Genomic DNA, 15761 nt, shown 5'->3' with positions numbered 1-15761 from the left:
GATTTCATAATACCCATGCTAAATGAGCTTTTTCATTTTTATATGTTCAATGCCTTGCTCCAGGTATAGTTCGCCAATAACCTCATAGCCTAGTTTTTTATAGAATAATATTGCTGTTTCTCTTGCAGACAATACTATTTGTTTTGTCCCCTTATCTTTTAGAAACGTCTCAACATCTGACATGAGTCTCTTTCCTGCACCTTTCCCCTGAAAAGACTCAGCTACAGCCATTTGCCTCAGTTTGACTACTGCGTCATTTTCTGTAGGTTTAGCGACAACACAGCCTTTAAGATGATGATCACTGAAACAACCAAAATGTAGCTGGTTTTCTTCACCAAATGTGTCTGAAACAGTAAGCTTCTTTCCCAAAGGAACCCTTAGAACATCAGATCTCAGTCTTAGTGTTTCTGCGTATTCTACGGTATTGTATTTAATTTCTTTAGTTATCATAAATAGTACTGTGGTTTTCATCTAACGCTGCCTTAATCGACCCTAAAGCGTAATTGGGTTTACATGGAAACTGAAAGATGTTTTGAACGTTGCGCTTGAATACTTTGTTGCTCTTCGGTATTGAAGTCAGGTGCATAGTGCGCTAGCCACCATGAAAACTAGCGCGAACAACCAACCACTGATTGTTGCGTATATTACAGTATTCAGCGCGCCATATTTTTCATTGTTAATGCTTGTGCTCTCTTTAATAAATTCCGCTAGCTCCTTTACAAGTTCGGCTTCTCGTATTTCCAGCATTTTTTTGCCTACTCAGAAACAGAGATACGGCACGAGAGGCTTGGGCGCCTACGATAATGAAGTACCCGAAAACCTGGAAGCCTATTTCCATTATATGTCTGGTAAGTGGCTCAAAGAATATACAGAACAATAGCGCGGAGCGTGCTTAGCCTTGGATTTGATCACCGCTATTAGTATGCGCCTGTCCGAGGAAATAAGTAGAGATGGTAAGTTGACCCTATAGTGACCAAGCCTTGAAGGCTAAGTTCTCTTAGAGGATTTTTTGAAGATAAATTAGCACAGTCTTCGTAGGAATCGCCATCGGTGGATTTACATTTCAGTCGGAGATCAAGCCGCGCCGCTTAGATAAACTGAACTGAAACATGCGTAGAATCTGCTAAAGGCTGGGGCTAAATTTGTTACAAAGCTTGGGGTATACCAGCAACAAGTACACAGCCATGGAAATCCATATCTGACTCAACAACGCATTCTTTGACGTGCCGAGAAATACCCTAACGTTCAAACTTTGCCTGATCCACTTAAAGAAAATTTCAATCCGCTAGCGGGCTTTGTAAATATCTGCAATCGTTTCTACGGCAAGCTTGAAATTGTTGGTAAGGAAAACGGTGACCTTCCCTGGAGGTGGGTAACCCACCCGAGCAGGACTCTGATCCATCCTGGCGCTTATTTTATAGGCAGATAGCCCTACCTGCAGACGGGCTCTCCCCCTCAAACACGCGCCTCGCCCCCGAGCACAAAAAGCCCACGGCGGTGGGCTTTTTGTTCGATCTTTAGCGTTGCGATGTTACAAGGTTTTGTCGTTTTTGCTCTCTAAGTTTTTAACTATCGCGATAGCTGATTGCTCGGCCCACAAAGACATCGCTACGCTTAGTGATTCAGACACCAATGTGAGCTCTCTTTTGCCAATATTTGAATTGTAAAATGATGAATAACTGTCAAGTTCTTCGTTGGATATGTTGCGATATATGTAATACGACATCAATACGGCTTGTTGTTCCATTTGAGGGGTCAGCAATGCTCGCATTGAATCAATTTGCTTATCTAATTCAATAGTCGCCTTCTCGTCGTTTCCACCCGACGCCTGCAAAAATGCCGTTGTCATTGCCTTGGTTACCTGAACAGCCATTTCTACCATCATATCCACCATATCTGTAGCGACTACAAGGCGGCGTATAGCTTGTATGGTTTCTGGTGCCGGAGGTGCTACCTGAAGGTCTGCGATATAATGAAGCAGATCGCCTTGAAAGTTGGGAGATGCCGAATCTAATTCTGCCGCTGTAATTTTTACCACCAAAGGACTTTTTCTCCAGTCAAGCAAAGCTGAGATCTCGCCACTGTTTGAATTTTTCTGAATGTGATTAAAAATGGACTCTTTAATAACAGAGGAATCCCAAGAATATGTGAGAACTTGCATAATCTCTTTCTCAGTCTCTGGGTTTTCTGAGGTGAGAAGCCTTTGATTAATCATTGCTTCAATCTGCAGGGGTACGGAATCAATTATCTCATCTACGCCACTTAGCGCCATGTACTGCCTAATTTGCTCTTCTGGAATTTTTTCACTAAAGGCAAATGCCTGAAAACTTAGCAAGCTGATCAATAAAATGTGTAATACGGCCTTCATACTCTGCTCCTTGATTGAGATTTTGTTCCATATTACCACGGGGTATTTAATTATTACGAGGTGATATCAATGGGGAGAGAATCATTATCAATTAACTTGCGAATAGCTCGGAAGTTCCAATCAATGTCGTGAGAGGAAGGCTTTGATCACCCGTGAACTAATTGACGATATGCCCCTACTGGGGGCTAGCCGTATACCCGAATCGGAATATTGGCAGAGAGGTGTAAACAACTGAATATCTTTGGGCATTGACCTGCCGCTCGTAGCTAAAGCTAGGATGCTCCGTAGCGTGGGTTGCTGTCAGTACGCGTACAACAACAATCGGAGTAGATGTTTGACGTGACAAATTTTTTATACCGACTTATGCAGTGGATGGAAATCAACACTAAACTCATCTTTATTTAATTTGCTGCACCATAGTTTCGGCGAAAATGGGCCGTTATCTATCATATTTTTTATATTTTCTTGATGCTGATCTGGCGTATTTACACCAAAATATACAGCTTGAATTGCATCGTTTCTTAGTAGGTACGATGCCCCACTTCTACGCATTATTGGTGAACCCTCTGGGTCTAAGATAGACCTGTATTCCTCTTCGTAATCCCAAATTCGGGATTTAATCAATAATGGTCGTAAAGCCCTTATATCTTTAGGTTGAGGAAAATCTATAGTTGGGTATTCTTTTTGATATTTTACTTTAAAAGTAGCGCTCAACGGCAATTGAGATGCGTCGAATTGTACGCATATTCCTTGGTGTGAATTTGCATAGTGAGACCATAATAGTAAGTTTCGGTTACTCTTTGTGAAACAACAAATTCTAATTTCGTTATACGCTTTTAATACTGATTCTGTCAGGCCGCTTTGAAGCTTCTCTGGGCGCGACATATTAATTGAAACCATTTGTTTTGCCTTTTTTGTACTTAGCCCCTGCTCTTTGCCCAACCTATTTAAATATTTTCTCATTTTGTATGCATCACCACATTTGGTTGGATACTTAAAATGCGGTCTGCATTCAAAAGGGTCATTCAAAGATATCGGCAAAGAGTGGTACAATTTCGCTTCACAAAAAAGAGTGGCTAAGTACTCAGGGTGATCTTCGTTGTATTTAAAAAATTTGTATAGATGTTTGACTCCTGCCTGATGAGGAAAAGGATGGTCCTTTCTAAAATCAATTTGTGATAACATTTTTCGATATTACTTACTCATTATGGGTATAGTAGTTATTCGCATAAAAATATTGCGCCTAATTTCACCAGTAAAATCCATTCTCCTGGATCGATCGAATAACCGCATTACTCTACCGACGAACAATGATGTTAATTAGCAAAAAACTCTCATCGGCCTAATCTATCAATACCTACCTAGATGAACACCAATAAAAAAATTCAACACGCTCAGACTTATACCGTTGCGCTAACAACTGACCACCACTTACAGTATTATCTAGAACTTCGGATAATTCTGTCATTGAATTCAACGCTTCATCGATCCTTCTCAAACTCTTCCCCCGCCCTGTTTGAATAAAAAAGTTCAAAAAGCGAATAAGCCATCAGGATTTATTCTTTCTCTTTGTTCGCTGCTCAAAACGGTATGCGATCATATGGTAGATGGTCGTTAGGGTGCCGATACAAAATATTATGGTTGGAATTATAAATCCGGCGAAGAAGATGCCTAGTTCGGGTATAACGTAGCAGTAAAGGGTAATGGCGAGCATTAGTGATGTAATTAGCAGCTCGACGATGAGTAGCTGTGCTTCTCCTCCGTATTTTGCATTAATCGTTTTCGACCAGTAATGCGTTACGCCGACAGAAAATTTTCTCATGTGTCTACCTCTCTATATGCTCTGTGGCGCATACCCATAATGCCAGGCTCGGGCAAGTCGAGAAATGGGTTGTTTTGTGTTTACGTGAAGCGCCGGATAAACACGGAATATCGCCTTGGTTTTATCGTTATGTTGGCCCACTTGTTCAAGTGGGCGCAAATACACCTTAAGGATGATTTATGGCAAGCACAATAGTCTCGGGTTTATAGCGGTGGCGCGATACATAACAGAGGAACCGATAGAGAGGTTTGGGTGGGCGCTGCCGGATTGCCCTCTGACGTTTTCGACAGGGATCAGTACAGATTTAGGCTTTGTGGTGTCTAGGCCCCAATATCGCGATTAGCCGAGGAACATGAATACAAGGAATTGCAGTATTAACACAGTAAAAACCGATATTGATATAAGCGTACTGGAAAGCAGCCATAGCCCTACGTGACGGTTTTCAAATATTACCGGGCCAACTCCAGAGCTGAAAACAATACCGAAAGATATAATTGAAGCTAACAGGATAACCTGGGGGAAAGTGCTGATATTCAGGGCAACATACAGAGGTAAGACAGTATGATTTTACTGATGAGATATAAACCAAGATCTTGATTTAACTTTCCTTCGTGACGCGCTCTAGCCTAGCCTCGTCGAGTGTCATGTTGGTCCACTTCAGCCAAGGCTTAACAATAATAAAGTCATGCCACAGCCAACTAGAGACCCAGATAATAAACGCCCCAGAAAGAGCCTGGATATTGAAACTGAGTGTACTTATTTGGGTAATAAAGAGGTGAAAATCAAAATCAATGGTGGCTATAGGTTTCCATATTGTTAACAACCTTCCTTAGACATTTATTGTTGGTATTAAACTGAACAGCGAAAACAGCGGTTGAGAACATTCGGTTTTCGGCAAGTAATAAGTCTTTTAAAGGTGTTTATCGTAACGCGTTTTTGCTTGTTTCGCGGTTTTTTTAGATCATAAATTCGTTTTATGACAATTAGTCCGTGGTATTTATATATTTGGAAAAGCGCGTGTCACCACTCCGTTCAATGGCGTTTTTACACTGAACGGTGTGGTGAGCGTGGCATTTTTTAATTAGAAATGTATTTGAATGACCAGGCCGCTATTGGATCTTGTTTGGCCGTCGAGGTAGAGGCGCTGGTGCCGAAGGCCAAGCATGATGTCTTCGTTCAATGGCAACATCGCGCCCACGGAAAAGTATGGGTCTACGCTGCCGTCGAGCTTGGTATTGGCACTACCTTCCGCCGACACTACATCGCCCTGCCAGACAAAAGCGCCCACTTCGGCAAAGGCGAGAAGGGCTTCGAATAGTTCGGCGTTGTATCTTGCCCCCAGTGTTAAGCCCGAGCCAGTAAGCGGGTAATTATTTTTTAATGCTGCCGGTAGCGTGCCGCTACCGGCGGGTACTTCGAAGTCTACCGTGACGCTGCCTAAATCGAGATAACCCATGGTTGCGGCCAGGTGCTGGTTATAGTTGTAGCCCCATAAAACGTGTAAAGCGGTGCTGGATGTGTCGTATTGGGTGGTGTTTACCGCTACGCCATCGGACGCCATTGCGCGGGTAAAATCGCGCTCGTTTTGTGAGCTGGTGGCTCGGGCCACGCTTACCTCGGCAAAACTATTTTGCGATATTTCCTTCCAGTTTAGCGCGTATGTTTTTTCACTGGGCAGGCTGAAGGCGGTTAGCCCGGCGATGCACGCCGCCAAACTGCTTTTGTGGCCTGGTAATTTTAGCTGGCGTTTTTTTCTGTTGGCCCACGCCAGTCCACCCAGCAGTAATACCAGTAGCGGACCGACACTTCCGCCGCCGCCGCGGGTATTTACAGTTTGTGTGTTTTGCACGGCGATGCCACCGGGGTCTTCCACGTTCGCATTTGCTATACCGTCGGCATCGTTAGGGCCGCCATCTTCGATGGTGAGCTGCAAGCACAAGTGGCCAGGCACTAATCCAGGTTGCCATTCCGTTGCACCCGGAGGTGGACAGAAGCCCAATTCGCCAGAGCTGGAGTGCAAACTGTTTGACGCGTCTTCAACAAAGGTCGACCAGCCACTGTCACTCAATTTCCGATAAACGCCATTCTCGGGAATGGGTTCTTGCAATGGAATGACAACGCTTACCGATTGGCCTCCGATAGGCAGGTCTGCAATTTCAAAGTCGAACAGATCACCGGCAAGGGTGAAGTCGGTATCGTCTATCAGCTCTTCTTGCTCTGCTATGTCCTGCTGGTTTAAGCGAGCGCCACCGGAACGCCCCGCCTGCGCAAACCGGCCTAAACGACACTGAACGCCCGGATCACATTCGAGTAGGAAGGCATCGGTGACGGCGGCCGCTTCGGGCACCACATTGTTGGCGGTGATATTGTCCAGGTAGTCGGGAATACCATCGCGATCGGTATCCGCCGTGCCTTCTGTTTGATCGTCGATCCCGTCACCGTCGCTATCCGTGGAGGCAGCGAGTGTGGGTGCCGATGATACGATTACGACATTGATTGTTTCGGTATCGGTGGCGCCTTCGTTATCGGTGACCGTTAGCGCTATTTTGTAAACACCGTTGGCGAGGCTGCTGGGGCTAAACACGAAGGAGCCATCAGTGCTATTGCCGTCGGTATCGCTTAGGTTGCCCCTGCGGGAAGACCAGCTGTAGGTGTGGGTGTCGGCGCTGTTTGGATCGCTAATAGCCGAGCTAAGGGTTACGGGGCCGGCATCGGCTGTTACCAGCAGTGTGACCACACCATTTTGTCTTGCTTCAAGCGCGACTTGAGGTGCGATATTGCGCTCGACAATCGTCAGGCGATTCACTGTTCGCGCACCGGCGTTAATATCGTAAAGGTCGGCCTCGAAGCCGTCCGCCAGATCTTGCGCGTTAGTGGTTCTATCATCCAGGCGAACGATCAGCTGTTCGTCGTTTTCGGCGACGCTATCCGAGACAATATTAACGCTTAGCTGCACACTGGTTTCACCGGAATTAAGTGTGGCCACACCCGCGACTAAATCGTGATCTGCCGAGGATGCTGTGCTGGCAGAATCGATCAGGTAGGGAATCTGAAACGGGTAGAAAGGCGCTTTACCGTTCAGCAGCAGTGTGATTCGAGCAACGCCACCTTCAACATTGGTGCTGTCTTTACTGACCGACACCAAGGGCCGCACGTAGACTTTTTGCGTGACCTCGCTGATGTTGTTTTTATTATCGGAAGCCTGCCAAACAATATTGTTGACCCCCGGCGCCAGTTTGTATTTATCGATTACCGCACCTAAGGGAAACAGGTTACAGCAACCGTTACCATCGACGTTATCGCTCACTAATGCCGCCATGGCAGTATCAACGGCTGAGGTGTCGGCGTTGGCGGCCAAACCTAAGAGCTGCGCCGTGGTGACGTCGGTATAGAGCGCGACCGCATCTAAGATGATATCGGCAGGTGCGGTAATTTCCGGGGGCGTGGTATCGATATAATCTGTTCCATTATTGGGGTCGGTTCCATCTTTGCCCTCTTGATAATTGGTAATGGTATCGCTGTCGGTATCTTCGCGCGCAACCACGGTTAGATCGAAGGGCGTTAGCGCGACGGTATTCACGCCATCGCTCACGCTGATTTGAATACCGCTGGCGACACCCACGTCGTCGGCGCCCGGTTCACCGCTCAGGGTACCGGTGGTGGTATCAAAATCTAGCCAGCTTGGCGCCCCGCTTACGCTGTAGCTAAGGTCAAAATGACTGTCTCCAGGTGTGACCTCGGGGGTAAAGCTGTAGTCACCCTCTTCTTCTACATCCGCAGCGGGCGTACCTGTTACAACGGGTGCGGCGGCCGGTACAAATTGTATCTGCACGTTGGCTGCGTTAGAGCTTGCTTCGCTATTATCATCGACGGTGTAGCTAAAGCTATCGCCTGTGGTGACATCGGCATTTGCATTGGATGTGTAGGTAACGGTGCCATCGTTATGATTAACGAGTGTGCCCTGGGTGGGCTGAACCGTAATGGTGATAGCAGTAGGGTCTAAGGTGCCATCGATATCGCTGTCGTTGGCCAGCAGGTCAATGGATTCTGCTACAGCGATAACCACCGTTGCGGTATCCGCGTTGGCCAAAGGCGCATCGTTAACCGGGTCGACGGTGAGCGATACCGTGGCGGTGTTGGAGCTTGCTCCATCACTGTCATTGACCTGGTAGCTAAAGCTGTCGTTACCCGCGAAGTCGTCAAGCGGCGTGTAGGTTACGCTGCCATTTGCGGGGTCGACGGCGACAACGCCGGAAGCAGGATCACTGACTAGCATCACCGATGCCGGGGCCAGGCTGCCGTCTATATCGCTGTCGTTACCTAAGACGTTAATCATAAGGGTCGCGTCTTCCAGCAAGCTTACGGTGTCATCCTGGGCGACCGGTGCGTCGTTCACGCTAGCGACCGTTACGGTTACCGTGGCTGCGGCCGAGGTAGCACCCAGATCATCTTCTACGGTATAGGTGAAAGAGTCACTGCCATTAAAGTTAGCGGAGGGCGTATAGGTAATGGCGCCGGTTGTGGTGCTGACCTCGGTGGTACCGTTGCCAGGTGCTGTGGCCACCGTTACCGAGCTGGCAACCAGGCTGCCGTCGCCGTCGCTGTCGTTGGCGAGTACATCCACCGCGATGGCGGTGTCCTCATTGGTTGTTGTGCTGTCGTTGCTGGCAACGGGCACCACGTTAGGGTCGATAACAGTGATGGTTACCGTGGCGACATTGGAAACCAGGCCATAGCTGTCGTCTACCGTATAGGTATAGGAGTCGCTTCCGGTAAACCCGCTGTTGGGTGTGTACTTAACCTCGCCCGTGACAATAACCGCGCTACCACTCGTTGCCGCCGAGACGATTGCGAGGCTGGATGCGTCTGGCGCATCGCCACTGTCGACATCGGTATCGTTGGCGACCACATTCAGTGTAACGGCGGTGTTGATATTGGTGGAGACCACATCGCTTAGCGCCACTGGTGCATCGTTGACGGTGTTGACCGTTATGGTGACTGGCGTAATGGCTGAGGTTGCCCCCGTGGCATCTTGCACGGTGTAGCTAAAGCTGTCGGAGCCGTTGAAGTTTGCATTGGGCGTGTAAGTGATCACACCCGTCGCGGTATTCACACTGGTTGCCCCGTCGGTTGCAGCGCTGACTACGGTAACACTGGCCGCGTTAATGGTATCGTCGGAGTCGGCATCGTTCGCCAGTACGTTCACCATTACCGCGTTATCTTCGTTGATGGTGGCCGTATCTACCGTGGTTTGCGGTGCATCGTTTTGCGCGGTGACGGTAATCGCAAAGCTGTGATTGCTGCCGCTGTTGTCGTTGATATTGCCCAGCGCATCTGCGAGTGTAAAGACGATGCTATCGCCGGTGCTTTCACCGCCATCGTGATCGTAGCTGAGGCGGTTATTGGCAATATCATCCTGGGTAAAGGCGCTGGCGGTGGCCAGAGCCGAACCATTCAACCTTAAGGTGCCGTTGGCCGGTGCGCTGACCACGGTGTAGGTTACGTTTGCGGCTGCGCTGATATTGTCGCTGGCAGTAAGTGCTGCGGCGGTGATGACCACATCGGCATCGCCTTCGTTCAACGTGGTTCCTGCGTTGGTGTCTAAGCTGGGGCCAGAAACATCGACAATAAAGGCACTTAAACTAAGCACTGCACTGCTGTTTGCGGCGGAGTCCACCACGGTGAGCGTACAGTCACTGTAGCTGCCGCTGGTCAGCTCGCTGCTGTTGTCAGCTTGGGTCAAACTAATGGTTTGGCTGCCCGCGCCGATGGCTCCCTCGCTAGCACTGCCACAACTTCCGCCTACGCTAAGCGTACCCGCTTCGGTCGAGGAGAATGTCACGCTGGGCGTGCCATCGTTGCCCGGAGATGGCGCTGCGGTTACCTCCGCCAAGGTGGGTGAATCCGCATCGACGGTAAATGTCGCTAAGGTCAGCAGGTTGCTGGCGTTACCGGAATCGTCTGTTATCGACACAGTACAATCGCTGTAGCTGCCGCCCGCGAGCGCCGTGCTGTTGTCCGCCTGGGTGAGAGTAAGGGTTGTGTTGCCACTGCTAATCGCACCTTCGGAAGCACTGCCACAACTACCGCCCACCACCAGCGTACCGGATTCGGTGGTAGAGATGGTGACCTCTGGCGTGGTATCGCTTGTGGGTGTGGTAACCGCCGTTACTTCTGCGACGGTTGGCCCCGATATATCCACCTGGAAGCTGGTTAGGGTAATGGGTGTGCTGGTATTGCCAGAGGCATCGACAACGCTAACACTACAATCTGCGTAGGTTCCCGCCGCCAGCGCTGTGCTGTTATCTGCCTGGGTAAGGGTGATTATGTTACTACCCGACGAGATCGCACCTTCGCTGGCACTGCCACAGCTGCCGCCAATCGACAGCGTTCCCGCCTCTGTGGTGGAAATTGTGACGTCTGGCGTTGCGTCGTTGCCGGGTGTCACTACAGCGGCGACTTCCGCCACGGTAGGCGCGGTTAAATCGATGGTAAAACTGGTGAGTGTGATGGGGCTGTTGGCGTTGCCCGAGGCATCGGTAATCGTAAGGGTACAGTCGGCGTAGCTGCCTGCTGTCAGGGCTGTGCTGTTATCCGGCTGAGTGAGTGCAATGGTGGTGTTGCCAGCGCTAATCGCGCCTTCGCTGGCACTGCCACAGCTGCCGCCGACCGCTAATGCGCCTGCCTCACTACTGGAGAAGGTGACATCGGGGGTTGGATCATTCCCCGGGCTGACGACTGCCGTTATTTCTGCAACGGTAGGCGCGGTTAAGTCCACGGTAAAGCTGGTGAGCGTGACCGGGCTATTGGCGTTGCCAGAAGCATCGGTAACGGTGATGGTGCAATCCGCGTAGCTCCCTGCTGCCAGGGCTGTACTGTTATCGGTTTGGGTCAGTGTAATGGTGGTATTGCCAGTGCCAATTGCACCTTCGCTGGCACTGCCACAGCTGCCGCCAACGCTCAGCGTACCGGCTTCGGTAGTGGAGATGGTGACATTGGGGGATGAGTCGTTAGCTGGGGTGGTTACCGCCGTTACCTCTGTCACTGTTGGTGCCGTTAAATCGATGGTAAAGCCGGTAAAGGTGAGTGCGCTGCTGGTATTCCCTGCTGTGTCGGTAACTGTAGCGGTACAATCTGCGTAGGTTCCCGCCGCCAGCGCTGTGCTGTTATCGGTTTGAGTCAGGGTGATGGTGTTGCTACCCGACGATATCGCACCTTCGCTGGCACTACCACAGCTGCCGCCAACGCTTAGCGCACCGGCTTCGGTAGTGGAGAAGGTTAGGTTTGGTGTGGAATCGTTGCCGGGTGTTGCCACAGCGGCGACTTCCGCCAAGGTAGGCGCGGTTAAATCCACGGTAAAGCTGGTGAGCGTGACCGGGCTATTGGCGTTGCCAGAAGCATCGGTAATGGTGATGGTGCAATCCGCGTAGCTCCCTGCTGCCAGGGCTGTACTGTTATCGGTTTGAGTCAGGGTGATGGTGTTGCTACCCGACGATATCGCACCTTCGCTGGCACTGCCACAGCTGCCGCCAACGCTTAGCGTACCGGCTTCGGTAGTGGAGAAGGTTAGGTTTGGTGTGGAATCGTTGCCGGGTGTTGCCACAGCGGTGACTTCCGCCACGGTAGGCGCGGTTAAGTCCACGGTAAAGCTGGTGAGCGTGACCGGGCTATTGGCGTTGCCAGAAGCATCGGTAACGGTGATGGTGCAATCCGCGTAGCTCCCTGCTGCCAGGGCTGTACTGTTATCGGTTTGAGTCAGGGTGATGGTGTTGCTACCCGACGATATCGCACCTTCGCTGGCACTGCCACAGCTGCCGCCAACGCTCAGCGTACCGGCTTCGGTAGTGGAGATGGTGACATTGGGGGATGAGTCGTTAGCTGGGGTGGTTACCGCCGTTACCTCTGTCACTGTTGGTGCCGTTAAATCGATGGTAAAGCCGGTAAAGGTGAGTGCGCTGCTGGTATTCCCTGCTGTGTCGGTAACTGTAGCGGTACAGTCGGCATAGGTTCCCGCCGCCAGCGCTGTGCTGTTATCGGTTTGAGTGAGCGTAATCGTATTACTGCCGGAGCTTACGGCTCCTTCGTCTGCGCTACCACAGCTGCCGCCGATCGCAAGTGTGCCTGCCTCAGACGTGGAGAAGGTTAGGCTTGGTGTGGAATCGTTATCTGGTGACGGCACCGCCGTCACTTCGGAGAGGCTTGGAGCGACCGCATCGACAAGCACACTTGCGAGGCTGCCAACTGAATTTAACGTGGTCGTAATATCGTTGCCGGCAGCGTCCCGCAGGGTGCCGGAGTTGGCATCTACGCTGCTGGCAATGGCTATACCGTTGGAATCTTCATCGCCACTTTGGACGCTATAACGGAAGGTTAAAGCGGAGCTTCCCGAGCCGGAAAGATAGCTTGCGTATCGCGTTGTTGCACCCAGCGTAAGTGTAAGCCTGGGGGTGCCGCCAGCGGTATTTACGGTGACATTCTGATCAAAATTAACCGTAAAATTTAAGTTGCTAGCGAAAGTGTAGGTGGCATTTGCGGGTACGCTTACCGAGGTAACGACCGGGGCAATGTTATCTGTAAGAGCCGTACCTGTGCCATTGGTTATGGCGCTGGTTGCAGCCATTTGTGTCCCGCTGCCAAGTGTTAGGTCGGTATCGCCGTCAACACTCAGGATGATGGTATTGCCGTGCGTTAAGCCGGTGTTATCACTGTAGTAACCATTAACGGTATAAACTTCATTTGCAGCATCGGCTATCGATATACTCAAGCCCGAAAACGTAATGGTATCGGCGCCTGCGTTATAGCTGCCGGTCACGTTCGAAACATCATTACCATTTAATCGCCACACTACTTTCGCTCTTTCTGCATCGGTAGACGTACCGCTTACATTGAGCACAATTTGCGAGAGGTTCATGGATAAACCATCACTGGAACCGGCGTCAGCGAGTGTAAAGTCAAATAAATCAACGGCCTCGCCGACCGTATCGATGGAATAACTTAAGCCGATGGGCTCGCTTACTCCCCCTGCTGCAATCAAGGTTCCGTCATTGTCGGGAACTAGGCCGGTTAATTGACTGCTATTGGCAGTCGTCAGTGCGCCGGAAGAAACCGCCAAATTAAAGTTTTCGGAGGCGGCTCCAGAAGCAGTGTAGGTGATCTGCAGCCCCGTAAACGTTGCAACACCAGCGGTAGGCGTTAGTGTGACGGTGTTGGCATTGCCATCAGAATCGCCGGTAGCAGACAGAAGGGCGGAACCGGCACCATTCACTTCAGCCAGCGTAATGGCTGTCGTGTAGCCAGTATCCACCAACCCGTTGGCATCATGTGCAGCCACGACGGGCACGGTAGTAAACGAAGTGGCGACAGCGTTGCTTACCAATAGGGGGTTCGGTTGAGTGGTATACGCAAGCGTTGTGGCGACAACGTCTGAGGTAAGCGCATTCGCATTAACCGTGGCGAGGTTTGAACCGACACCGTCCTGATCGTTTGCTGTTAACGTAAAGCTCTGCTGATCAGCTGTTGCTGTGTAATTCACGGCAGGAAATGTGGCGACGCCAGAAACCGCTGCAACGGAGCCCCCAGTCAGGGCGCCTGCACTGCCTTCGGTTAGGGTAATCGTTTCGGTGAAATCGATGTCGATATTGCCAAACGCGTCTTGAGCAAATACGACAGGTTGAGTGCTTAATGTGCTGCCAGAAACGGAGCCGGCGGGTTGAGTTGTAAATGCCAATGCCGTCGCTACGATATCGAGGGTGCCTCCGGCGCCATTCGTGACCGGAGTGGTTGCCGCCATTTGGGTGCCTGAGCCGTCCACGGTAAGGTTGGAGTCGCCATCGACGCTTAGTACAAAGGTCCCACCCTCAGTAATTCCGGTGTTATCATTGAAGTAAGCGTTTACGGTGTATACTTCGCTAGTATTGTCGGCAATAGAAACCGATAGCCCCGAAAACGTTATCGTATCCGCGCCGGCGTTGTAGACTCCTGTCACGTTACTAACATCCGGCCCATTTAATCGCCAAGTAATGTTCGCTAGCTCGGTCTCTGAGGCAGTACCACTAACATTTACGACTATTTGCGATACGGCTAACGCTAAACTGTCACCACCGCCGCCATCTGTCACGGTAAAATCGAATACGTTTACCGCTTCGCCGACGGTATTTCCGGTTGAATCGACCCCAACGGGTTCCGATACGGTGGCGGAGGATGTCAAGTTGCCGTCGCTATTGGTTACGGACACCGGCGCAACATCTGAAATATTGAAGTTATCTACGGAGAAGTATCCAGAGCCATCCTGAACCGAGATGTACACTTTTGTTACATCAGCGCCAAAACTCGAAAGATTAAGGGTTACACCCCTTAGATCGGCTACAGACCCGCTATTCACATAACCGCCAACATCAGACGTCGCAATAAAGGTATCGGCAAGCCCTGCAACGTTATACACGTAGATTGAGCCGGGAGTGAAACTCTCCTCGCCAGAAAAATGCAACGTTATTTGACTCTCGCCATAGCTTGTGTACCCTCGACCAAAACCACCATAAGTACTAAAACCGGATCCATCAAGGGTAAGCGTATAGCCCCCGGCGCCACCGAACTGGGCATTTATAGCAGCACTGTCACCAGAGAGCGAGCCAGGGTTTGTAACCGTGCTAAAATTAATATTGCCGCTAAATAGTACGTGCGAGTAATCTAACAACGCTATATTGTTAAATGGACGCTCGCTGCTAATATCACCTTTCGTGATTTCTAAATCCCAATCGCCAGCGTGAGCAGCACTACCGGTAAAATCATTTGAAGCTGCCACATCGACATTTGCTTTTTGTGAAATCAGTTCTAGAAGATCATCCCCACGCTTGGTTCTCGCCAGGTTACAGCCGTAAAAATGTATATCTGCGCCATCGTTAAGTACGTCGTCTATGACTGACAAGGTATTGATCTCGGTTCTTAATAGATCTTCCGTAACACGAGTGTTTCCTAGATAGATCTCTCCATCTGCCGCGTGTGAAACAATATGGACTGCCTCTAATAGCGAGTAGTTTTTCAAAGCGTTTTGGAGTTGTGCTAAGCCATCTTCACCGGATTTAATCTCGCGCACATCTACGCCCGGCTTTAGATCGCTATAAAATGTATGTTTATCTTCTACTGCAGCATCAATAATAATCAGTTCGCGAACAGCGTGATGCGTTTTAAGCTCAACATTTGGCGTCAGGTTTTTGTCTGGAATATTTTCTGGTACGGCACCTTTGTGATCGGAGGGCCGAGACAATATAAGCGCTTGATCGCTAATGATCGATTGCTTTAATGCGTTTGTAGACAGTGCAGGGGTTTTCAGCGTTGTTGGTAACGTCGTAACAACCTCGCCTGGATTCAATTTTTCCGTGCTCGCATACGGTAGCGCAACGTCCCCCGAATGAATACCTACGTTATCGTTTTGCCTAGCATAGGTTCGGGTGTATGAGCTGTAGGCGAATGCGGGTACGGGCGCGTTAAATATGCCCAACGAAACCATCGCCGAAGCTATACCGGTCATTACATTCTTATTCATTAGAAAACCTTTGAATGAGTTTTTACGAA

At 50.0% G+C, this 15761-nt stretch carries 5 protein-coding genes; all 5 read right to left on the bottom strand.

Annotation, left to right across the window (positions count from 1 at the left end; translation table 11 throughout):
- Positions 1-18 precede the first annotated feature (18 nt).
- Positions 19-471: a GNAT family N-acetyltransferase gene (locus H5715_RS15645; protein ID WP_083608272.1), complete on the bottom strand. Its 453-nt coding sequence runs from the start codon at positions 469-471 to the stop codon at positions 19-21.
- A 1060-nt stretch (positions 472-1531) separates the two neighbouring features.
- Positions 1532-2368, bottom strand: a complete 837-nt coding sequence (locus H5715_RS15640) for a DUF2059 domain-containing protein (RefSeq protein ID WP_075188168.1) — start codon at positions 2366-2368, stop codon at positions 1532-1534.
- 351 nt (positions 2369-2719) lie between these two features.
- Complete coding sequence (locus H5715_RS15635; RefSeq protein ID WP_075188169.1) at positions 2720-3553, bottom strand: DUF2971 domain-containing protein; 834 nt, start codon at positions 3551-3553, stop codon at positions 2720-2722.
- Positions 3554-3917: 364 nt separating this feature from the next.
- On the bottom strand, positions 3918-4190 hold the full coding sequence (locus H5715_RS15630) for a hypothetical protein (protein WP_075188170.1): 273 nt from the start codon (positions 4188-4190) through the stop codon (positions 3918-3920).
- A gap of 1081 nt (positions 4191-5271) precedes the next feature.
- On the bottom strand, positions 5272-15732 hold the full coding sequence (locus tag H5715_RS15625) for a tandem-95 repeat protein (RefSeq protein WP_185906554.1): 10461 nt from the start codon (positions 15730-15732) through the stop codon (positions 5272-5274).
- Between the last annotated feature and the right edge of the window lie 29 nt (positions 15733-15761).

Origin of the sequence: Teredinibacter haidensis (assembly GCF_014211975.1) — a bacterium.
In the GTDB taxonomy this organism is placed as follows: Bacteria; Pseudomonadota; Gammaproteobacteria; order Pseudomonadales; family Cellvibrionaceae; genus Teredinibacter; species Teredinibacter haidensis.
The sequence above is the reverse complement of the archived record's forward strand: the minus strand, read 5'-3'. Positions and strand labels throughout refer to the sequence as shown.

What these genes read in the sequence shown, in the direction of transcription:
- H5715_RS15645 (WP_083608272.1), bottom strand. Translation starts at nt 471, where the DNA reads ATGAAAACCACAGTACTATTTATGATAACTAAAGAAATTAAATACAAT.
- H5715_RS15625 (WP_185906554.1), bottom strand. Translation starts at nt 15,732, where the DNA reads ATGAATAAGAATGTAATGACCGGTATAGCTTCGGCGATGGTTTCGTTG.
- H5715_RS15635 (WP_075188169.1), bottom strand. Translation starts at nt 3,553, where the DNA reads ATGTTATCACAAATTGATTTTAGAAAGGACCATCCTTTTCCTCATCAG.
- H5715_RS15640 (WP_075188168.1), bottom strand. Translation starts at nt 2,368, where the DNA reads ATGAAGGCCGTATTACACATTTTATTGATCAGCTTGCTAAGTTTTCAG.
- H5715_RS15630 (WP_075188170.1), bottom strand. Translation starts at nt 4,190, where the DNA reads ATGAGAAAATTTTCTGTCGGCGTAACGCATTACTGGTCGAAAACGATT.